General features: G+C 70.9%; 17 protein-coding genes and 1 riboswitch. Of the genes, 12 read left to right on the plus strand and 5 right to left on the minus strand.

Annotated elements, in window-relative coordinates:
- The first annotated feature begins 6 nt into the window (after window positions 1–6).
- From EV382_RS25650 to EV382_RS25680, 7 genes are read left to right on the plus strand one after another with little or no spacing between them, the layout of a single operon-like run.
- The gene (locus tag EV382_RS25650) at window positions 7–492 is read left to right on the plus strand and encodes an FHA domain-containing protein FhaB/FipA (protein ID WP_030331975.1); all 486 of its coding nucleotides are present in this window, start codon (window positions 7–9) and stop codon (window positions 490–492) included.
- Window positions 489–1967, plus strand: coding sequence for a PP2C family protein-serine/threonine phosphatase (locus EV382_RS25655; RefSeq protein WP_130405943.1), 1479 nt, complete (start codon window positions 489–491; stop codon window positions 1965–1967). The genes EV382_RS25650 and EV382_RS25655 overlap by 4 nt, the downstream gene beginning before the upstream one ends.
- 30 nt (window positions 1968–1997) lie before the next feature.
- The gene (locus tag EV382_RS25660; RefSeq protein ID WP_130405945.1) at window positions 1998–3491 is read left to right on the plus strand and encodes an FtsW/RodA/SpoVE family cell cycle protein; all 1494 of its coding nucleotides are present in this window, start codon (window positions 1998–2000) and stop codon (window positions 3489–3491) included.
- Entirely contained in the window at window positions 3488–4993 is a 1506-nt protein-coding gene (locus EV382_RS25665) for a peptidoglycan D,D-transpeptidase FtsI family protein (RefSeq protein ID WP_130405947.1), read from the plus strand. Before EV382_RS25660 ends, EV382_RS25665 begins: the two co-directional genes overlap by 4 nt.
- Window position 4994: 1 nt before the next feature.
- Window positions 4995–6407, plus strand: a complete 1413-nt coding sequence (locus EV382_RS25670; RefSeq protein ID WP_130405949.1) for a serine/threonine-protein kinase — start codon at window positions 4995–4997, stop codon at window positions 6405–6407.
- A complete protein-coding gene (gene pknB / locus EV382_RS25675) occupies window positions 6404–8215 on the plus strand; it encodes a Stk1 family PASTA domain-containing Ser/Thr kinase (RefSeq protein ID WP_130405951.1) in 1812 nt (603 codons plus the stop codon). Before EV382_RS25670 ends, pknB begins: the two co-directional genes overlap by 4 nt.
- 20 nt (window positions 8216–8235) lie before the next feature.
- Window positions 8236–8931 carry a SanA/YdcF family protein gene (locus EV382_RS25680; protein ID WP_130405953.1) on the plus strand — a complete coding sequence of 232 codons (696 nt, stop codon included), beginning with the start codon at window positions 8236–8238 and terminating at the stop codon, window positions 8929–8931.
- 45 nt (window positions 8932–8976) lie between these two features.
- On the opposite strand, the gene EV382_RS25685 is transcribed toward EV382_RS25680, so the two are convergent.
- From EV382_RS25685 to EV382_RS25700, 4 genes are read right to left on the minus strand one after another with little or no spacing between them, the layout of a single operon-like run.
- On the minus strand, window positions 8977–9627 hold the full coding sequence (locus tag EV382_RS25685; protein WP_130405955.1) for an aminodeoxychorismate/anthranilate synthase component II: 651 nt from the start codon (window positions 9625–9627) through the stop codon (window positions 8977–8979).
- A gap of 2 nt (window positions 9628–9629) precedes the next feature.
- On the minus strand, window positions 9630–9908 hold the full coding sequence (locus EV382_RS25690) for a hypothetical protein (protein WP_130405957.1): 279 nt from the start codon (window positions 9906–9908) through the stop codon (window positions 9630–9632).
- Window positions 9909–9912: 4 nt separating this feature from the next.
- Window positions 9913–11541 (minus strand): class E sortase, encoded by a 1629-nt coding sequence (locus EV382_RS25695; RefSeq protein ID WP_130405959.1) that lies wholly within the window; start codon window positions 11539–11541, stop codon window positions 9913–9915.
- The gene (locus EV382_RS25700; protein ID WP_130405961.1) at window positions 11538–12338 is read right to left on the minus strand and encodes a DUF881 domain-containing protein; all 801 of its coding nucleotides are present in this window, start codon (window positions 12336–12338) and stop codon (window positions 11538–11540) included. Before EV382_RS25700 ends, EV382_RS25695 begins: the two co-directional genes overlap by 4 nt.
- Window positions 12339–12559: 221 nt before the next feature.
- Here EV382_RS25700 and EV382_RS25705 point away from each other — a divergent pair, with 221 nt between their 5' ends.
- The 5 genes from EV382_RS25705 to EV382_RS25725 all read left to right on the plus strand — a co-directional run bounded on the left by EV382_RS25705 (window position 12560) and on the right by EV382_RS25725 (window position 18890).
- The gene (locus tag EV382_RS25705) at window positions 12560–12823 is read left to right on the plus strand and encodes a cell division protein CrgA (RefSeq protein WP_130405963.1); all 264 of its coding nucleotides are present in this window, start codon (window positions 12560–12562) and stop codon (window positions 12821–12823) included.
- A gap of 206 nt (window positions 12824–13029) precedes the next feature.
- Entirely contained in the window at window positions 13030–15285 is a 2256-nt protein-coding gene (locus tag EV382_RS25710; protein WP_130409193.1) for a (Fe-S)-binding protein, read from the plus strand.
- 104 nt (window positions 15286–15389) lie between these two features.
- Window positions 15390–16715 carry a hemolysin family protein gene (locus tag EV382_RS25715; protein ID WP_244236814.1) on the plus strand — a complete coding sequence of 442 codons (1326 nt, stop codon included), beginning with the start codon at window positions 15390–15392 and terminating at the stop codon, window positions 16713–16715.
- Complete coding sequence (locus EV382_RS25720; RefSeq protein ID WP_130405965.1) at window positions 16708–17709, plus strand: hemolysin family protein; 1002 nt, start codon at window positions 16708–16710, stop codon at window positions 17707–17709. Before EV382_RS25715 ends, EV382_RS25720 begins: the two co-directional genes overlap by 8 nt.
- A 167-nt stretch (window positions 17710–17876) precedes the next feature.
- Window positions 17877–18890, plus strand: coding sequence for a C40 family peptidase (locus tag EV382_RS25725; protein ID WP_130405967.1), 1014 nt, complete (start codon window positions 17877–17879; stop codon window positions 18888–18890).
- Window positions 18891–18946: 56 nt separating this feature from the next.
- Here EV382_RS25725 and EV382_RS25730 read toward each other — a convergent pair whose 3' ends face one another.
- Window positions 18947–20929 carry an N-acetylmuramoyl-L-alanine amidase gene (locus tag EV382_RS25730; protein ID WP_130405969.1) on the minus strand — a complete coding sequence of 661 codons (1983 nt, stop codon included), beginning with the start codon at window positions 20927–20929 and terminating at the stop codon, window positions 18947–18949.
- Window positions 20930–21164: 235 nt separating this feature from the next.
- Window positions 21165–21300, plus strand: a riboswitch (cyclic di-AMP (ydaO/yuaA leader).
- Window positions 21301–21307 lie beyond the last annotated feature (7 nt).

Raw genomic sequence — 21307 nt, forward strand, 5'->3', positions numbered from 1 at the left:
CCCGCCTTGCCGGAACTGGTCATCACCGTTGCCCGGTTCGGATTCCTGATCCTGCTGTGGATCTTCGTGTTCACGGTGGTCGGTGTGATCCGCCGGGACCTCTTCGCGGGCGCCCGGTCCGGTCGCCTGGTGGCCGCGCCGCGCGCGGTGGGCGCCTCGACGGGGCAGGCGGCCAAGCCGGCGAAGGTGAAGCGGGGCAGGGCGGCGCACCAGCTGGTGGTGACTGCCGGTCAACTGGCCGGCACCAGGATCACTCTCGGTGAAGCGCAGATCACCATCGGTCGGGCTGAGGACTCCACCCTGGTCATCACCGACGACTACGCCTCCGCGCGACACGCCCGGCTCGTGCCGCGTGACGGGCAGTGGTACGTCGAGGACCTTGGTTCGACTAACGGCACATACCTCGATCGCGCTAAGGTCTCCGGACCAACCCCCGTCCCCCTCGGCGTGCCGATCCGGATCGGCCGCACTTCCCTCGAATTACGGCCATGACTCTGACCCTGCGCTATGCGGCCCACAGCGACCGCGGTCTGATCCGAGACGGCAATCAAGACTCCGTCTACGCCGGGCCGCGGTTACTCGCCGTTGCCGACGGCATGGGCGGTATGGCCGCCGGTGACGTCGCCAGCAACATCGTCATCGGTGCCATGGCGCCGCTCGACGAGGACGTCCCGGGGGACGCTCTCGTCGATGCGCTGCGTTCGGCCGTGGGCACCGCCAACCAACAACTCCGCGACACGGTGGACGCCAACCCACAGCTGGAGGGGATGGGCACCACGCTGACGGCGACCCTCTTCACCGGCACCAAGCTGGGAATGGTCCACATTGGCGACTCGCGGGCCTATCTGCTGCGCAACGGCGAGTTCGCGCAGATCACCAAGGACGACACGTACGTCCAGATGCTCGTCGACGAAGGTCGGATCAGCGCCGAGGAGGCGAGCAGTCACCCGCAGCGGTCGCTGCTCACCCGCGCCCTCGACGGCCGGGACATCGACCCGGAATACTCGGTGCGCCAGGTCATGCCCGGCGACCGGTACCTGATCTGCAGCGACGGCCTCTCGGGCGTGGTCAGCGCCGAGACCATCGGTGAGACCATGCGGGAGTACACCGACCCGCAGCAGTGCGTCGAGCGGCTGGTGCAGCTCGCGCTGCGCGGCGGTGGGCCGGACAACATCACGGTGATCATCGCCGACGCCACGGATCAGGACATCGTCGAGGCGACCCCGATCGTGGGCGGCGCCGCCGCCCGGGACCGGGGCATGGCGACCTCCGCCGACGACTCGACCCCGGCCGCCCGAGCCTCCGCGCTCTCCGCGCCGCGCCCGGCCGCGCCGGAGGAGCCGGTGGCCTCCGACGACGACGACGCGGACCGGCCGAAGCGACGCCCGGTCCGGACCGCCGCCATGGCGTTGGCCCTGCTGGTGATCGTCGGCGGTGCGGCGTTCGGCGGTTGGACGTACACCCAGCGGCAGTACTACGTGGGAGCCACCGAAGAAGGCCAGGTCGCCGTCTTCCGTGGCGTCCAGGGTCAGATCGCCGGGATGGACCTGTCCAGCGTGCACCGCCGCAGCGGCACCCGCCTGGACGACCTCACGGTCGCCGCGCAGGACACCGTCAAGGTCGGCATCCGCGCCAAGAGTGAGCCGGACGCCGAGCGTCAGCTCGCCGAGCTGACCAGCGACACGCCGAACAACCCCAACCTGAAGCCGCTCTGCCCGCTCGACCCGAGCATCATCGCGAGCAGCACGCCCACCCCCACGCCGCCGGCGATCGGTTCGACGCCGACCCCGAACGGCAGCCCGAGCCTCGACGCGTCGCCGCCCCCCAACGGGGTTGGCAGCGCAAGCCCGACCGCCGGTGCCACCACCGCTCTCGGTGGGGCCGGTGCGACCACCACACCCGACGTCACGCCCTCCGACTCGGCCCCGCCGGCGCTCGACCCGGCCGGTTGCCGGTCTCCCGAGTGAGCGTCGGCTGAGATTCTGAGGACCCCACCCGTGACCGTAGCGGCCACACCGGCATCCTCGCCCGCCACCGCGGGCGAGCAGTCCGGCGTACGCCTGGCGCGGTCGCGCCGCAACGCCGAGCTGTCCCTGTTGCTGCTCGCGATGGTGCTGGTTGCCGCGTACGGGGCGACCGTCGAGGCGAGCCTGCTGGACACGGTCACCTCGGACTTCTGGATGCCGGCCGCCGCGCTCGGTGCGGTCTTCCTCGGCCTGCACCTGGTGATCCGGTTCCTCGCCCCGTTCGCCGACCCGGCGCTGTTGCCGGCGGTGGCATTGCTCAACGGGCTCGGGGTGGGCTTCCTCCGCCGGATCGACCTGGGCGAGGCCCCGGTGGCCGAGCGGGAGAGCCTGGCCGTCTTCGCCGGGCAGGGCGGGCGGCAGCTGGCCTGGACGCTGGGTGCGGTGATCCTCGCCGCCGGCCTGCTCGTCATCATGCGCGACCACCGGTCGATCTCGCGGTACGCGTACACCCTGGGCCTGGCCGGCATCGTGCTGGTGATGATCCCGGCGGTGCTGCCGTCCAGCATCTCCGAGATCAACGGCGCGAAGCTGTGGATCCGGGTCGGCAGCTTCTCCATCCAGCCGGGTGAGTTCGCCAAGTTGGCGCTGCTGGTCTTCTTCGCCTACTACCTGGTGCGCAAGCGTGAGGTGTTGTCGCTGGCCAGCCGGCGCTTCCTCGGCATCGACTTCCCGCGCGGCCGGGACCTCGGCCCGGTGGTCGGCGTCTGGGTGATCAGCGTTCTGGTGCTGGTCTTCGAGAAGGACCTGGGCACCTCGCTGCTCTACTTCGGCATGTTCGTGGTGACGCTCTACATCGCCACCGAACGGGTCAGCTGGCTGCTGATCGGCCTGGTGCTCTTCTTCGGCGGGGCGTTCCTGGCCTACTTCCTCGGCTCGACGGTCGGTGGGCCGTTCGCCAACTTCTACGTCCGGGCGGAGATCTGGCTCGACCCGTTCGCCGACCCGACCGACAAGGGCTACCAACTCGTGCAGGGCCTCCTCGCCCTGGGCACGGGCGGGCTCTTCGGTGCCGGGCCGGGCGGCGGCCAACCGGACATCCTGCCCGAGGTGCAGAACGACTTCATCTTCGCCGGCATCGGTGAGGAGATCGGCCTCTTCGGTCTCTCCGCGCTGCTGGTCGTCTACCTGCTGATCGTGGAGCGCGGGCTGCGGGCCGCGCTGGCGGTACGGGATTCGTTCGGCAAGCTGCTCGCCGGTGGTCTGGCGTTCACCCTCGGCCTTCAGGTCTTCGTGATCGTCGGCGGGATCAGCAAGCTCATCCCGCTGACCGGTCAGACCACCCCGTTCCTCTCCGCCGGTGGGTCGTCGCTGATGGCCAACTGGCTGCTCATCGCGGTGCTGCTGCGGGTCTCCGACGGCGCCCGCCGACCGGTGACCGGCGGGGGCGGCGGCAAGGCGGTTCGTCCCAGCGGTGGCCCGCCCGAGCAGCTGCACGGTGCTCCCACGGAGGTGATCAAGCCGTGAACGCACCGTTGCGCCGCGTCGGCGTCGTTGTCATGGTCCTGTTCGGCCTGCTCTTCGCCAACCTCAACTGGATTCAGTTCCAGAAGGCCGACGAGTACCGCACCAGCGACTACAACGGCCGGGTCCAGGTTGCCGACTACAAGCGCAAGCGCGGCAACATCGAGGCCGGCGGCACCGCCGTGGCCACCAGCAAGGAGACCACCGGCAAGCTGAAGTTCCTGCGCACCTACCCGGGTGGCGCCAAGTACGCGCACGTGCTCGGCTACAAGCCGGTCAACCTGGCCGAAACCGGCATCGAACGCGTGGAGAACGACTTCCTGGCCGGGACCAGCGACCAGCTGATCGGCGACCGGTTGAAGGACATGTTCACCGGCGACGACACCGGCGGCGGCAACGTGCTGCTCACGCTCTCCAAGCGGGCGCAGGACACGGCGTACGACCAGCTGCGCAACAACGAGGTGGGCGCGAAGCGGGGCGCGGCGATCGCCATCGACCCGCGTACCGGCGCCATCCAGGCGCTGGTCTCCATGCCCAGCTTCGACCCGAACCCGCTGGCCAGCCACAACACGAACGAGGCGGCGGCGGCGTACAACAGGCTGGAACAGGACCCGGCCGAACCGTTGAAGAACCGCGCGCTCGCCGAGACGCTGCCGCCGGGCTCGACCTTCAAGATCGTGGTGGCAGCGGCGGCGCTGGAGAACGGCGTCACCAAGACGACCCAGATCCCGGCCGGTCCCAGCTACACCGCGCCGACCTCGGGCACCCCGATCAAGAACGCCGACCCGTCGATCTGCCCGGGGCGGCAGGTCACCCTGCTGGAGGCGGTCACCGAGTCGTGCAACACCGGTTTCGCCCAGCTCGGCGTGCGCCTCGGTGCTGAGACGATCAAGGAGAAGGCCCGTCAGTTCGGCTTCGAGCAGGAGGACCTGACCGTCGGCCAACTCGGCGAGGGTGGCCTGCCCACGGCGGCGAGCCGGACCGGGGACATCCAGAACCCGGACGGCAGCACCGACCAGGCCGCACTGGCCCAGTCCTCGATCGGCCAGAACAACGTCCGGATGACGCCCCTCGAGGGCGCCATGATCGCCGCCTCGATCGCCAACAACGGCAGCCAGATGCGGCCGTACCTGGTCCGGCAGCTGCTCGCTCCGGACCGGACCACCAGCTACTACACCGCCAAGGCACGGGAGCTGCGCCAACCCGTCGAGCCGCAGGTCGCCACCGACCTGCGCGAGATGATGGTCAGCGTGGTCCAGAACGGCACCGGGCGAAAGGCCGCGATCAACGGGTACACGGTCGGCGGCAAGACCGGCACCGCCCAATCCGCTCCGGACCGGCCCGACCACGGCTGGTTCATCGGCTTCGCCATGGACAAGAACGGCAACCCGGTCTCCGCGGTCTGCGTCATGTTGGAGCAGGCCGGCCCCGGTGGCAGCAGCGAGGCCGCCCGGATCGCCGGTCAGATCATGAAGGCCGCCATCAACGACCCAGGGGGCCGCTGACATGCTCAGCCCCGGCGTGCAGCTCGGCAACCGCTACCGTCTCGACGAGCGGATCGCCAGCGGCGGCATGGGCGACGTCTGGCGCGGCACCGACCAGGTGCTCGGCCGGACGGTCGCGGTGAAGAGCCTGCTCCCCGCCCTGCTCGACGACCCGGACTTCGGCGAGCGGTTCCGCGGCGAGGCCCGCACCATGGCCACCATCAATCACCCCGGTGTGGTGGACGTCTACGACTTCGGCAACGACCAGCAGATCGCCTTCCTGGTCATGGAGTACATCGAGGGTGACGCCCTGTCGTCCACGCTGAGCCGGGTCGGCCGGCTCACGCCGGCCCGGACGATGGCCCTCGTCGCGCAGGCCGCCGACGCGCTGCACGCCGCGCACGAGAAGGGCATCGTGCACCGCGACGTGAAGCCGGGCAACCTGCTGGTCCGGCCGAACGGCACGCTGGTGCTGACCGACTTCGGCATCGCCCGCTCCGACCTGGTCGGCCAACTCACCGCCGCCGGTTCGGTGCTCGGCACCGCCTCGTACATCTCCCCGGAGCAGGCCACCGGTGGCGTGGCCACCCCGGCATCCGACGTGTACGCCCTCGGCGTGGTCGCCTACCAGTGCCTGGCCGGCCGCCGGCCGTTCGAGGGCGACAACCCCCTCGACATCGCGATGCGGCACGTCCGGGAGACACCCCGGCCACTGCCGTCCGACATCCCCCCGCAGGTGCGCGCCCTGGTGGAACGGGCGTTGGCCAAGGACCCGGCCGCCCGCTGGCCGAGCGCCGCAGCCCTCGCCGGGGTCGCCCGTCAGCTCAAGGCCGTGCTCTCCCAGCAGGCGCGGGCCGGCGGCAACAACCCCGGGCCGGTCTCCGCCGCGCCCGCCTCACCCGCCGCGCCCGGCCGGGCCCAGGTGCCGCAGGCGCACCAGGTGCGACCGCCGGCCGCCCGCCCTCCGGTGGCGGCACCGAGACCGACCGCGGTCGCGCCCGCCCAACAGCCCCGCCCCACCGCCGTCGCGCCGGCCGTCCAGCCCACCCGGCCGCAGGGCGCACCGAACGGCTACCCGCGCGGTGCCGCGGCGGTGCCGTCCGCGCCGCCCCGGCAGGAACACCCACCGGCGTACGCCCGGCCGGCCGGCCCGGCGATGCCGTCACCCCAGCCCCAGCGGTCCCGGCCCGGGATGGTGCTTCTCGCCGTCCTGCTGGCCGTACTGGTCCTGCTCTGTTCCGGCGTGATTTCCTACAAACTGCGGAAGCTGCAGCAGGACGGTGCATCCGCCGAGCTGGCGCCGCGCACCGTGGCGTCCGGCGCGCTACGACTCGACGGGCGCGACGATCCGACCCGGACGTCGTACCGTCGGGAGGTACGACTCCAGCCGGGCGACGGCGGGACGACGACGAGCGAAGGACGACAGACGCGATGACAGCGCAGGCCCGCCTGCTCGGTGGCAGGTACCAGGTCGGCGAGCTGCTCGGCTATGGCGGCATGGCCGAGGTGCACCGTGGTCGCGACCTCCGGCTCGGTCGGGACGTCGCGATCAAGATGCTCCGCACCGACCTCGCCCGGGACGCGACGTTCCAGATGCGGTTCCGCCGGGAGGCGCAGAACGCCGCCTCGCTCAACCACCCGGCCATCGTGGCGGTCTACGACACCGGCGAGGAGACCGCGCCGACCGGCGAGACGCTGCCGTTCATCGTCATGGAGTTCGTCAACGGACGGACCTTGAAGGAGGTCCTCGGCGCCGAGGGGCGGCTGCAGCCACGTCGGGCGCTGGAGATCTGCGCCGACATGTGCGCCGCACTGGAGTTCAGCCACCGGCACGGCATCATCCACCGGGACATCAAGCCCGGCAACGTGATGCTCACCCAGACCGGCCAGGTCAAGGTGATGGACTTCGGCATCGCCCGGGCGTTGGCCAGCGGCGCGACCACCATGACGCAGACCAGCGCGGTGATCGGCACGGCCCAGTACCTGTCCCCGGAGCAGGCCCGTGGCGAGGCCGTCGACGCGCGCTCCGACGTGTACGCGGCCGGCTGTGTGCTCTTCGAGCTGGTCTGCGGGCACCCGCCGTTCGTCGGGGACAGCCCGGTCAGCGTCGCGTACCAGCACGTACGGGAGACGCCGCCGACCCCGAGCGACATCAACCCGGACGTCAACCCGGCCGTCGACGCGATCGTGCTCAAGGCGCTGTCGAAGAACCCGCTCAACCGCTACCAGAGCGCCGGCGAGATGCGGGCCGACCTGCTCCGCGCCGCCGCCGGCCGGCCCGTGCTGGCCACCCCGGTGCTGCGCGAGGCGGAGACGGTGGCGATGGCCCCGGCCGGGGGTGGAGGCGGCTACCCGGCTCCCACCGGTGGGCAGACCCGGCAGATCCCGGCCCGGGTGGGTGACCCGCGTCAGCGCAAGGCGTCCTCCTGGCTGATCGCGACGTTCAGCGCGGTCGGCGTGCTGGCGGTGATCGCCCTGGTCGCCGCCCTGCTCTGGAGTCAGCAGCAGGACAAGGCCCTGAAGTCGGTGCCCACCCTCACCGGCAAGAGCCAGGCCGCCGCGATCGACGAGATCCGCAACGCCGGGCTCTCCCCGCAGGTGGGCGAGCCATTCCTGGCGAGCGACTGCACGAAGGGCACCGTCGTCAAGCAGAGCCCCGCACCGACCACCCGGCTGGCGCAGAACAGCCAGGTGACCATCCAGGTCTGTGGAGGCGCGCCCGAGGTGCTCGTACCGGTTGGGCTCAAGGGCAGCAAGCGGGAGAGCGCCATCGCCCGGCTCAACGAGGCGAAGCTCAGGTACGACATCAAAACGGTGGACGACGAAGCGAGCCAGGATGAGGTTCTCAAAGTCGAGCCGCCGGAGGGCGAGAGTGTCCCGGAGAACACGAAGGTGACGCTCACGGTCTCGAACGGCAAGGTCCGCGAGGTGCCGGACGTGGTTGGGTTGAGCCAGGACGTCGCCAGCCGGCTCATCAAGGACCGCGGCTTCATCCCCGTCGTACAGAACGGGCCGGAGGTGCCGGCCGACGAGGCGGGGAAGGTCACCGACCAGAGCCCGAACGGCAAGGAGAAGAAGCCCACCGGCACGAAGGTGGTCATCAAGGTGAGTCAGCCTGAGCCGGAGGTCGATGAGACGCCCACCGGCACGCCGACAGGTACGCCCACCGGCACGCCGACCCCCGGCAACGGGGGTGGCATCGGTCTGCCGCTCAATCCCCCGGGCCGGCTAACCGAGGATTAGCCCGGCCCTGGGGCATCGGCATGACTGAGCCGGGAACGTCTCCGATCACGCCGGTGCGGCGGTGGCCCCGACGCGTCCGCCTCCTGGCCGTCGCGGGCATCGCCGCGCTGCTGCTCGCCAGCCTGCCGTGGCTGTGGACGACGCTCGCCGCCCGCGGCCACCTCTACGACGAGGCCGACGCGCCGGCCGCCGACGTGGTGATCGTGCTCGGCACCGAGGTGGCAGCTGATCGGCAGCGCCCCGGGGACCGCCTCGCTGGCCGCCTGGACACCGCCGCAGAGCTGGTGGCCCGCGGTCGGGCCACTGTCGTCCTCGTGTCCGGCGACGGCGGCGGCGCGTCGGGCGACGAGCCGACGGTGATGACGACCTACCTCGCCGAGCGGGGTGTCGACAGGCGCCGGGTGGTGGCCGACCCGTTCGGCCTGGACACCTACGACAGCTGCGCGAGAGCGCGGGACGTGTACGGCGTCGAGCGGGCCCTGATCGTCACCCAGTCGTACCACCTGTCCCGGGCGGTGACGCTGTGCCGGCAGCTCGGCCTCGACGTCGACGGGGTGGCCGCCCGCTGCGACGGCTGCGGCCCGGCCCTGCTCGCCGAGAAGTCGATCCGGGACTACTTCGCCAGCGGCAAGGCGGCGTGGGACACGGTCCGGGGCCGACCGCCGGCGGTGCGCTCGCCCGCGGATCCCGCGATCCAGGAGGCGCTGCGGGGCTGACCCGACCGGCGGGTGCGCCCGGACGGTCCGGACGGTCCGGCGCGCTCAGGCGGTGGCGAAGGCCGCGCGACGACGGGCATCGACCTCGGCGGCGAGCGCGGGCGCGCGTTCCAACGCCTCGGGGTGACCGCAGTTGGCCAGCCAGTTGGCCAGCATCAGGTGACCGCCCTCGGTGAGCACCGACTCCGGGTGGAACTGGACACCCTCGATGGGCAGCGTCCGGTGTCGCATCGCCATCACCACGCCGGAGCCGGTCCAGCCGGTCACCTCCAGCTCGTCGGGGAGCGTCTCGGGCAGCACGGCGAGTGAGTGGTACCGGGTGGCGGTGAACGGGTCGGGCAGGCCGGCGAGTACGCCGACCGACTGGTGCCGCACCTCGGAGGTCTTTCCGTGCAGCAGCTCGGGAGCGCGCGTCACGGTCGCCCCGAACGCCTCGCCGATCGCCTGGTGACCGAGGCAGACACCGAAGATCGGCAGTTTGCCCGCGTACTCCCGGATGACGTCCAGGCAGATGCCGGCGCGGTCCGGGCTGCCCGGCCCGGGTGACAGCAGGATGCCGTCCGCGCCGACGGTGCCCACCTCGGCGACGTCGATCTCGTTGTTGCGGCGGACCTCGCACTCCACGCCGAGCTGGCCCAGGTACTGCACGAGGTTGAAGACGAACGAGTCGTAGTTGTCGATCACCAGGACGCGCATGGTCACCTGCTCGGGGAGGGGGGAGCGGGGTTGTTCTGGTCGGTGTCGTACGGCAACTCGTGCTCGTCGCCGGCCGGGGTCTCCCCGGTCACCGGGTCGCCGCCACCCGTCTCGGCGGGTACGCCGGACTCGACCTGCACGTCGTCGAAGGGCAGCAGGGGCTCAGCCCACGGGAAGGCGACGTACCAGAGCAGGGCCACCGTGGCGGCCACCAGCAGGACGGAGCCGGTCAGCTTTCCGACCAGGCCGAACGGCAGCTTGCGCCAGATGAACGCGTACATCGGGTCAGCCTCCCAGCTCCGCCGGGCGGCCCGCGGACTTGGGTTGGGTGCGGTCCAGTTCGGCGTGGATGATCAGGCGCTGGTAGTTGTCGAACTTCGGGTTGCACGTGGTGAGGGTGAGCATCCGCTTGGTCGGCTTCTTGTCCGGCTCGCCGGGCACCGGCGCCACCACTTCGACCTGCGTCGGCTTCACGATGCGGGTCTGGGACACCCGGTAGACGTACCAGTCGGTCTTGCTCTCGACCACGATCGGGTCGCCCTCGTTCAGCTCGTCCAGCCGCCAGAAGGTGGCCCGGTTGCGGTGCCCGGCGACGGAGAAGTTGCCGACCTGACCGGGGAGCGCGCTGGTCGGGTAGTGGCCCGGGGCGAAGCGGATGTCCTGCTGGGTGACGCCCTCGACGACGACCCAGTTCTTGTCGAGCGTGGGGATGTAGAGGCCGGCGAGCGGCTTGCCGCGTACCGGTGGCGATGGTTTGACGCTCGGGCCCGCCGACGGGGCGACCGTCGGGTCGTCGGTGGGTGCCCACGCCTGCGTCAGCTCGTTGTTGAGGTCGTTCTGGTGGGCGTCGACGATGGCCGACTTGCCCCAGACCTCGTAGCCGGCGAAGAGCAGGACCACCAGGCCGAAGGTGATCAGGACCTCGCCGGTGACGCGGACGCCGGTGCGCAGTCGCGAGGCGAACGACGGACGGGTGAGCTCGGAGTAGACGCTCTTGTAGCCCTCGCCGGTCTGGTGCGGGCGGAGTTGGACCACCCGCTCGCCGCGTCGGGGTTGGGGAGGGTCGGCGGGGTTGCCGCCGGTCGGCTCATCGGGGACCGCCGTGCGGGGGACGGCACCCATCAGCGCGGTGGAGTCAATTGTCGGCGGCCTGGCGGCCGGCGTGGCGGGCACTGCCGGAATCAGCGCGGTGGCGGCCGGGTCCGCGACGCGATCCCCGCCAGCGCTCGGCGGCACCCGGCTCGGACCGGTCGGCGGGACCGGGCTCGGACCGGTCGGCGGGACCGGGCTGGGACCGCTCGCTGGCATCCGGCTCGGCCCGGCCGCTGCGACGCGGTCGGGGGCGGCCGGGGAGACCGGGGTGGCTGGCGAGCCGGTGGGCCGTGGGGTGACCTGCGGAATGTACGCGGTCGGCGAGTCGGCCAGCGGCGGCGTCGAAGGGCCGGAAGAGCCCGGTCGACTCGGCGCGGCACCGGGCGCGGCCGGTTGGGAGGGCCCGGTGGTGGGTGCGGCCGGTCGGGTGGGTGCGGGTGCGGGCGCGGGCGGCCCGGCGGGTGCGGCGGGTCGGGTCGGGGCGTTGCCGGGGGCGGCTGGCCGAACCGGGCCCTGGTTGGGGGTGCTCGTGGGGGGAGCTCCGGCACCGGCGTGCGGGCCCGGCGCGGGAGCTGCGGTGCCCGGCCAGGGCGGTGGAGGCTCGACGGGCCGGCGGACCGGGGTCTCGGGCGGTTCGGCTCGGCTGGCGCTCGGTTGCGGTTGCTCGGTTCGCGGGGCGTGCAGCACCGGCTCGGGCCACTTGCTGGCCGGGGTCGGTCGGTCGGGTGCCGACTCGGGCCGGTTGACCTTCGGCAGGAAGGCGGTGGGCTCGTCGGTCTGGTCCCGGTGTCGCCCGTCGCGTCGCTCGTCCGGCCCGCTCATCTGGGCACCGTCGCCGAGCGCAGGGCGGTGGAATCCTCGAATGCGGGAACTCGCACCGTGGAGACTTTCTCGTTGTAGCCGAGCTGGTAGTCGTCGACCGCGTCCTTGAACAACCGGACTCCCTCAGAGCTGGCGAGGGCCTGCTGGAGGGCAGCGGGATCGCCGATTGCTACGATCTTGAACGGTGGGGAGTACACCCGGCCATGCAGTAGCAGGGTGTTACCGACGCAGCGTACCGCGCTGGTGGTGAGCACGCGGACGTTCATGATTGACATGGCCTCGGCGCCGCCGGCCCAGAGCGCGTTGACCACCGCCTGCACGTCCCCCTGATGCACCACCAGGTCGTCGTTGCTGGCGTCCGGGTGCGTCTGGTCGAGTTGCGGCGCGTCGTTCAGTTCGACCGTGACCCCGGGCCCGGCGAGGGCGGTGAAGCCGGCGTCCTGGAGGCTGCCCTGGGCGCGATTCTGTTGCTCCTTGATCGGGGCGTCCGAGCCGGCGAGGGTGTTGGTGCGCTGCTCGACCTCGCTGCGGAGCGTGGCGGCGCGGCGTTCGCTGGCTGCCACCTGCTCGCGTCGGTCCTCGATGAGCTGGTTGAGCTGGGGTCGCCGGTCTTCCCGGAGAGCGGTGCCGTCGGCGGTGGTCGCGGAGGTGGTGAAGAGTAATCCGGCGGCTGCGGCGATCAGGGGCACCCCGATCGACCAGCCGGGACGACGTTGCCGTGGTCGCCGGGGCAGCAGCCCGGCGGCGGCCCGTCGGAGGACCTTCTGCCAGGAGGTTGCGCCGGATGTGTACTCCACCGAGCGTTCCTTCCACGTGTCGGGGATCGGTGCGCGCCGGCCGGGCCGGTGGTGCGAACAGTCCCGCCTCTTTCGGTCACTCCGTGCACCGGCCTGACCCCATTCGTGGTCCGGGCGGGCAATCGGGACTACGCTAGCTCTCGAACATTATTGGCCATGGACCGTCGCCCCCGTGCCCGGTTGTCAGGCCGGACGAGGTCGTCACCCCTCTGGAGAGCGCCGTGCCCAAGTCTCAGGTCCGTAAGAAGAAGGTGTACACCCCGCCGACGGACGTCCGTCCGACGACGACGGCGGCGTCGCGCAAGCCTAGCCCGGTGTGGCTGCCGATCACCGCGGTCGCCTTGATCGTCGTCGGCATCGGCTGGCTGGTGCTCTACTACCTGTCCGAGCAGGAGTACCCGGTCATGGCGTGGGGTTACTGGAACCTCGCCGTCGGGTTCGGCGCGATGGTCGCCTCCCTGGCGTTGCTCTCCCGCTGGCGCTGACCCGCCTCGACCGCCACGTCGGCGGTCTCACGTCACCCCGTCGAGCCCCTGCCCGGCAGGATCGGGTGGGGCCCCCTATGGTGTGCGCAGGCAGCGTGGCCTACTGCGAGATGACTCACGTTACCGCTGGGTAACCTTCGCGTAGGCTGCACTGCATGACCGAGCGCAGCGAGGTCATCAGGCAGCAGACCGGGGAGGCCAACTCGATGGGCAGCGTCCAGATCGTCACCACGATCCTCGCGGCCGCCATCACCGCCGTGGCGGTGTGGCTTGCGGTGCGTGCGGTCCTGAAGATGGTGGCAGTCATTCGGCTCGGGCAACCCGCGCCGGAGCGGTTCACGGACAAGGTCGCGCGCACCAGGACGATGCTGGTGGAGACGGCCGGCCACACCCGGATGTTCAAGTGGGGCGTGGTGGGCGCCGCGCACTGGTTCGTGATGGTCGGCTTCATCGTGCTGTCGCTGCTGGTGCTCGAGGCGTACTTCGAGGTGGTCACCACCGACGGTGGTCTGCCGATCATCGGGCACTGGACGATCTTCGGTCTGGTCACCGAGATCATCGGGGTGCTGGGTCTGGTCGGCATCCTGGTGCTGATGGCGATCCGGCTGCGCAACCGGCCGACCCGCCCGGGTGGGCGGTCCCGGTTCACCGGTTCGACCATGTGGCAGGGCTACTTCGTCGAGTGGATCGTCCTGCTGGTCCTGATCTTCGGCTTCGTGATCCGGGGCTTCAAGGTCGCCACCGACCACTTCGAGTTCCCGTTCTGGGCCACCCCGGTCAGCCACGCGGTCGGCGCGGTGCTGCCCGACTGGGCGGACGGCGTCAGCGTGGCGGCCGTCATCAAGATCATCATTTCGATGACGTGGCTGATCGTCATCTCCCTGAACGTCACCATGGGCGTCGCCTGGCACCGCTTCCTGGCGTTCCCCAACATCTTCTTCAAGCGGGAGCCGGCCAAGCCGGCCGGCTCCGGCCTCGGCGCGCTGCGCCCGATGACGAGCCAGGGCAAGCCGCTCGACTTCGAGGAGGCGGACCCGGAGAAGGACCAGTTCGGCGTGGCCCACGTCGAGCAGTTCAGCTGGAAGGGCCTCCTGGACTTCAGCACCTGCACCGAGTGCGGCCGCTGCCAGTCGCAGTGCCCGGCCTGGAACACCGGCAAGCCGCTGTCGCCGAAGCTGCTCGTGCTGAGCCTGCGCGACCACGCGTACGCGAAGGCGCCCTACCTGCTGGCCGGCGGCGGCAAGGACCTGACCGGTGAGGAGAAGGCCACCCAGGCGCAGCTCGCCCACCTGGACGTGCTGGCCCTCGCCGAGGCGGACAAGCCGTTGATCGGCACCGCCGAGGAGGGCGGTGTCATCGACCCGGACGTGCTCTGGTCCTGCACCACCTGCGGCGCGTGCGTCGAGCAGTGCCCGGTGGACATCGAGCACGTGGACCACATCGTCGACATGCGTCGGTACCAGGTGCTGATCGAGTCGAGCTTCCCCTCCGAGGCCGGGGTGATGCTGCGCAACCTGGAGAACAAGGGCAACCCGTGGGGCGCTCCGCAGAACACCCGCGAGGACTGGACCAAGGGTCTGGACTTCGAGGTGCCCCGGGTCGGCGAGGTGGACGACTTCGAGTACCTGTTCTGGGTCGGCTGCGCCGGCGCGTTCGAGGACCGGGCCAAGAAGACCACCCGCGCGGTCGCCACGCTGCTCAACGAGGCGGGCGTGAAGTTCGCGATCCTGGGCGAGGGCGAGACCTGCTCCGGCGACCCGGCGCGACGGATCGGCAACGAGTTCGTCTTCCAGATGCTCGCCCAGCAGAACGTGGAGACGCTGAACGAGGCGTTCGAGGGCCGGGACAAGGCCAAGCGCAAGATCGTCGCGACCTGCCCGCACTGCTTCAACACCCTGGGCAACGAGTACGGGCAGCTCGGCGGCGAGTTCGAGGTGGTCCACCACACCCAGCTGCTCGCGCACCTGGTCGCCACCGGCAAGCTCACGCCCGTCCAGCCGGTCGACGGCGGCGTCACCTACCACGACCCGTGCTACCTGGGCCGGCACAACCGGATCTTCGCGGCCCCCCGCGAGGTCCTCGGTAACGCCATCGGAGGCGGAGCCGGAGATGGCCGGGGTGACGCAGCCATCGGGTCCGGTGCAGGCCGCGACAGCGGCCTGATCGAGATGCCGCGCAACAGCGAGCGCTCCTTCTGCTGCGGTGCGGGCGGCGCCCGGATGTGGATGGAAGAGAAGATCGGCAAGCGGATCAACGTGGACCGGGTCGAGGAGGCCATGGCCACCGGGGCGAAGACGGTGGCGGTCGGCTGCCCGTTCTGCTCGACCATGCTCAACGACGGGGTCAACGGCAAGGGTGCCGGCGAGCAGGTCGAGGTGATCGACGTGGCGAGTGTGCTGCTCCGTTCGGTCAAGCCCGAGCAGCCGCAGGGCGGCAAGGAGACCGCGCCGATCGGCGGCTGAGACGCGTACTCCTGGGATCTGTTCATCGACGACGGCGGCCCCCTGCGGGCCGCCGTCGTCGTGCAAGAATCTCGCCGAGGTGAGGCGACATCGACGGCCTACTCTTGACGACGCTGTTGCCCCTGGTCGGCTTCGTAGCCCTGACCGCGGGCAACGCGTTCTTCGTCGCGGCCGAGTTCGCCCTGGTCACCGTCGACCGCGCGGAGATCAACCGGCGGGCCGGCGCGGGCGACCAGGCCGCCCTGACGGTACGCACAGCGTTGCGCGAACTCTCCTTCCAGCTCTCCGGGGCGCAGCTCGGCATCACCATCACCGCGCTGCTCACCGGCTACCTGGCGGAGCCGGCGCTGGCTCGCCTCTTCACCCCGCTGCTGCGCCCGCTGGTCGGTGACAGCACCGAGCGGATCACCCCGTTCTTCGCGTTGGCCCTGGCCACGCTGATCTCCATGCTCTTCGGCGAGTTGGTGCCGAAGAACGCGGCGTTGGCCCGGCCCATGCCGGCGGCGTTGGCCACGGCCGGCCCGATGCACACGTTCTCCCGAACCTTCGGCTGGCTGATCCGGGGGTTGAACGGCTCGGCGAACCGACTGGTCCGGGCGCTCGGCGTCGAGCCGCAGGAGGAGTTGGCCAGCGCCCGCTCGCCCGAGGAGCTGGGTCTGCTGGCGGGCATCTCGGCGCGGGCCGGCGCGCTGCCCACGGACACCGCGATGCTGCTGCGTCGTACCATCCGCTTCGGTGACAAACGGGCAGCGGAGGCGATGACTCCCCGGGTGGACGTGGTCGCGCTGCGCGTCACGGCCACCGTGGCCGAGCTGCTGGAGGAGTCGCGGCGGACCGGGCGAACCCGGTTCCCCGTGTACGAGGAGACCCTGGACCTGGTGACCGGTGTGGCCGCGGTGCCCGACGCGCTGGGCGTGCCGCTGGCCGACCGGGCGTCGACGAGGGTCGGCTCGGTGGCCCGCGAGCCGGTGTACGTGCCGGAGAGCCTGAACCTGGACGGCGTCCTGGCCGCGCTGAAGGCGGCCGGGGCCGACCTGGCCATCGTGGTCGACGAGTACGGCGGCACGGACGGCGTGGTGACGGTCGAGGACCTCGTCGAGGAGTTGGTCGGAGAGATCGCCGACGAGTTCGACCCGGCGAACGTGGACGAGAACGGGCCGGTGGAGCTGACCGTGCCGGGCGGTGAGCGCACCGTGCTGGTCGACGGTGTGCTCCGCTCCGACGAGTTGGCCGAGCAGACCGGCTTCCGGCTGCCGGACGGCCCGTACGAGACGCTGGCCGGCTTCCTGATGGCCCAGCTCGGGCACATCCCGGTCGCCGGCGAGACGGTGGAGGCGGACGGCTGGGAGTTCACCGTGGTCGAGGTGGAGCGGCACCGGATCGAGCAGGTCCGGGTGCTGCGCCCGGCGGATCCGGACGACGATGACTGAGCTGCTGGTGACCGTGCTGCTCCTGCTCGGCAACGGGTTCTTCGTGGGCAGCGAGTTCGCGCTCATCGCGTCCCGCCGGACGGTGATCGAGCCGTTGGCCACCGGCTCGAAGCGGGCCCGCTGGGCGTTGTCGGCGATGAACCAGATCCCGTTGATGATCGCCGGCGCGCAGCTCGGCATCACGGTCTGCTCGCTGGGCCTGGGCGCGATCGCCGAGCCGGCGCTGGCGCACCTGCTGGAGCCGCCGTTCCACGCGGCCGGCCTGCCGGAGCGGGCGGTGCACCCGGTGGCGTTCGTGCTGGCGCTGGGCGTGGTGGTCTTTCTGCACACGGTCGTCGGGGAGATGGTGCCGAAGAACATCACGTTGGCCGGTCCGGAGGTCTCCGCCCTCTGGCTCGGCCCGGCGATGCTGGCGTTCTGTGTGGCCACCAAACCGTTGTTGCTCGCGATGAAATGGGCGGCCCGGCGGGTGCTCGCGTTCTGGCGGATCGAGGCGTCCGAGGCGGTGAAGACGGTGTTCACCGCCGAGGAATTGGCCGGGCTGGTCTCACAGGCGCGGACCGAGGGACTGCTCGACGCGGAGCAGCACGCCCGGATCACCGGCGCGCTGGCCCTGCACAGCCGGACGGCGGCGGACGCGCTGCAACCGTGGTCGACGGTGGTGACGGTGGCCGAGGACGTCTCGCCGGCGTCACTGGAGGTGCTGGCGACCCGGACCGGCCGGTCCCGCTTCCCGGTGGTGCAGCGGTCGACCCGTCGGGTGCTCGGCTTTGTGCACGTCAAGGACGTGCTCGGGTACGCCGGGCAGGGTCGCCGGTCCCCCGTACCGGCTGATGTCTACCGGCCGCTGGCGGTGGTGCCGCCGGAGCGTACGCTGGCCGATCTGCTGCTGGCCATGCGTCGCGAGCGGCGGCACATGGTGCTGGTCAGCGACGGGCGTCGGCCGCTCGGTGTGGTCACCCTTGACGATGTATTGACCGCAATCGTTGGGTGATGGGTCAATACCCTTGGTGTGCAAGCGGTTGCACGACAGTGATGGTTACCGCGCTCGCCTTGATTACCGCCTCGAGCTTCCCTAATGTGGGGCACCGACCGCTGTGGGTCGTCTGCCTCGGCCCTTCCCTCACGCGAGGCGCCCGGCGGTCGGTTGCAAAGGAGTCGGTGCCGGTGGCAACCATGCCCCCTCATCGTCACGACCTGTCTGCGTCTGCTCGCTCCGGTGGCCTGCGTCGTGCCGCCCACCGGGTGCTTGTCCTGGTCGCCGCCGCGGCGGTGGGCGCCGGTTTGTTGACCGCACCGGCGCATGCCGCGCCCACGGTCGACGAGATCGAGGCGCAGATCGACAAGAAGTGGGAGCAGTTGGAGCCCACCATCGAGCAGTACAACAAGGTCCGGGCGCAGCTGAAGACAAACCGGAAGAAGTCGGCGGACCTGCAGAAGAAGATCGAGCCGCTGGCCCTGCAGAGCGAGCTGGCGCTCAACCGGGTCGGCGACCTCGCCTCCCGTTACTACATCTCGGGCCCGTCGCACGACATCGGCGCGCTGCTGGTCAGCGCCAAGCCGGACACGCTCACCGAGCAGCTCACCATTCTCGACCGGCTCGCCGCGCAGGAGCGCAAGGAGGTCGAGGGTGTGCTGGCCGTGCGGGCCAAGTACGACGGCGAGAAGCAGAAGCTGGACACGCTGATCGTCACCCAGACCCGGCAGCAGAACGAGCTGGCGGCCAAGAAGAAGCAGATCGACGCCGAGATCAAGCAGCTCGAGGCGGCGATGCCCAAGACCACGGTCAAGACGGCGTCCTGCCCGACCATCAACGGAGTGGTCAGCGAGGCGGCCCGTACCGCGATCAAGACCGCCTGCGGGAAGGTCGGCAAGCCGTACGTCTGGGGCGCCACCGGTCCGAACTCGTTCGACTGCTCGGGGCTGACCCAGTTCGCCTACAAGGCGGCCGGGATCTACCTCACCCACCACACCGGTGACCAGTGGAACGAGGGCAAGGCCATCGCGCGAGCCGATGCTCGCCCCGGTGACCTGGTCTTCTTCTTCTCCGGCCTGAGTCATGTCGGGCTGTATCTGGGTAACAACCAGATGGTGCACGCGCCACGCGCCGGCAAACCGGTGCAGGTGTCCAGCATCAACACCATGCCCGTCGCCGGGTTCCGTAGACCCGGCTGATCCACCCCGCGCATCACGACGGCCCCCGGTCACCGACCGGGGGCCGTCGCGGTTTCTCAGCGGGGCGCGCCCACCGGCGACGGCAACAGCTGCACGTCGGCGAGGTCGACGTACATGATCCGGTGGCCGAACTGGATCTGCGCGTAACGGTTCTTGCCGCGAATCACCGTCCAGTCACCGGGCGAGGAGCCGTCGAACGTGGTGGCCCGGTAGTACTCGCCGGCCAGCACCGCGCCGACGGCGTACCGCTGCCCGGCGGCCAGGGTGTACTGCAACGGCGAGATCGTCTGGTAGGGAACCCCGTCCGGGTACGCCGACTGCTCGGGATACGCCCGTCCGTAGACCGGGACGGTGGCCCGTCCGGGTTTCGGCGTGGCCACGACGCCGACGGTCCAGCTGGCGGTCGGGGCGGACGCCGGGTTGTGGAACCAGGCCCGTTGCCCGAGATACCAGATCGCCGTCCAGTCGCCCTGCCGCCCGGCCAGCGCGTACGTCTGCCCGGCGGATGCCCGGGCCCCGTGGTCCGACACGACCATCGTGTTCGGGCTGCCGTCCGGGCGTAGCGCGATGTCGTTGACCAGCGGTGCGTCCGCGGACGGCGCGCTGCGGAGCACCACCGCTGAGGAGCCCCGCGGCGCGCACGGCACACCCGCGGTGACGCAGCCGGTGAACGCCGGCTGGTTGGTGGCGAAGTCCGGGTCGATCCGGACCAGCCCGGTGGCCGGGGTGCCGGTGTCCAGTCGAGGTGCGTGCAGCAGGTCGAAGTAGTGCGTCCAGTCCCAGTACGGCCCCGGATCCCAGTGCATTCCCCGTACGGTCGAGGCGATGGTGCCGGGCACGTTGTCGTGGCCGATGATGTGTTGGCGGTCCAGTGGGATGCCCAGCCGCAGCGCCAGGTGCCGGACCAGCTTCGCCGAGGTCCGGTACATCGCCTCCGTGTACCAGGTCCCCTGCGCCGCGAAGCCCTCGTGTTCCAGCCCGATCGACTTCGCGTTCACGTACCAGTTGCCGGCGTGCCAGCCGACGTCCTTGGTCTTCACGTGCTGGGCGATGTGCCCGTCGACCGAGCGCAGCGAGTAGTGCCAGCTCACGTAGGTCGGGTCCTGGACGAGTTGCAGGGTCGTCGCCCAACTCGCCTCGGTGTCGTGGATGACGATGTACTCGATCTTCTGCCGGGCGGGCCGGTCGGAGAGGTCGTGGTTGCCGTAGTCCCCGTCGCCGAACGCCTCGTAAGGTGCCGGGATCCACTCGCAGGAGATGGTGCGTGGGCACTCCACCCCGTCCGGGCGGGCCAGCCGGCGCAGGCCCAGCCGGTCCAACCAGGAACGCTCGGGCCGCACCGTACGGGCCGGCAGGGTGATCCGCTGGCCGTCGTCGGTCACCCGGGACTCGCCCGCGCCGATGGTGGTGAAGACCTCGTCGGCGAAGGCCGCGGCCGCGTCGGCGCTGTCCGCGCCGGAGTACCGGGCCACCGCGCCGTACCAGGTCGCCGGGTCGGTGTCGGCACCGACCGGCGCGCCCAGATCCCTCTGGTACGCGGCCAGCAGCGCGGCTCCACCCCGGATGTTGAGGCCCGCGTCGGCGCGCAGCGCCTCAGGGGCGACGCCGGTCAGCGTGGCGGCGGCATCCACGGTCTGCAACGCGGCGGTGGACGGCCCGGGGGCGGCCACGGGCCGGGGTGCGGGCACCCGGGCGGGACGGGAGTCGTCGCCGCGGGGGTCCTCGGCACCGGCGTCGTGGTGACCACGCCCGGGCAGGGCGGTCACGTGCCGCGCGTCGGTCAGGTGCATCGGGCCGTAGCCGCCACTCGTGCTGGGTGTGCCGGCGTTGGTGTCCCAGCGGGACTCCAGGTAGGAGACGCCGAGCAGGACGACGCTGGGCACGCCGTACTCGGTGGCCGCGTCGGCGTACTGCTGTTGGCGGCCGATGGTGGGCGCGGCGGTGGCCGGGCCGACGGAGAGTGGCACCGTGGTCGCGGCGGCGACCACGGTGGCGGCGAGCAGTGCGCGCCAACCCGTCGACAGGGTGGGATGGTGCATCGAACCCCCTAGATTCTCGCGGAGTGCGGTCAGGTCACCATCGCGCCGCCCGGGAGCTCAGGTCAATACCTTTCTATTTATCGAAGTTTGCGGAAAGAATTCTTCACACACGGTCGGTGACCTCGCCCAATCGGTACGGAGTGTCACGGCCGCACGGGTTGCGGATCGGTAACGAGCGTCTCTACTCTGGTCATTCGTCGGCCCGACAGCAGCTCCGCCCAGCCCGGGCGGTAACGGACCGACACCGCCGAGTCGTTTCCGAACGAACCGGGGACCCACGTCCCTCGGGGTGAATCCGCAGCCACTGCGGTAGGGCGCCGACTTCCCGCCCGAACCCGTCAGCTAACCCGGTAGGCGGTCAGGAAGAAGGAGTACGGA

Source organism: Micromonospora violae (assembly GCF_004217135.1).
Lineage (GTDB): Bacteria > Actinomycetota > Actinomycetes > Mycobacteriales > Micromonosporaceae > Micromonospora > Micromonospora violae.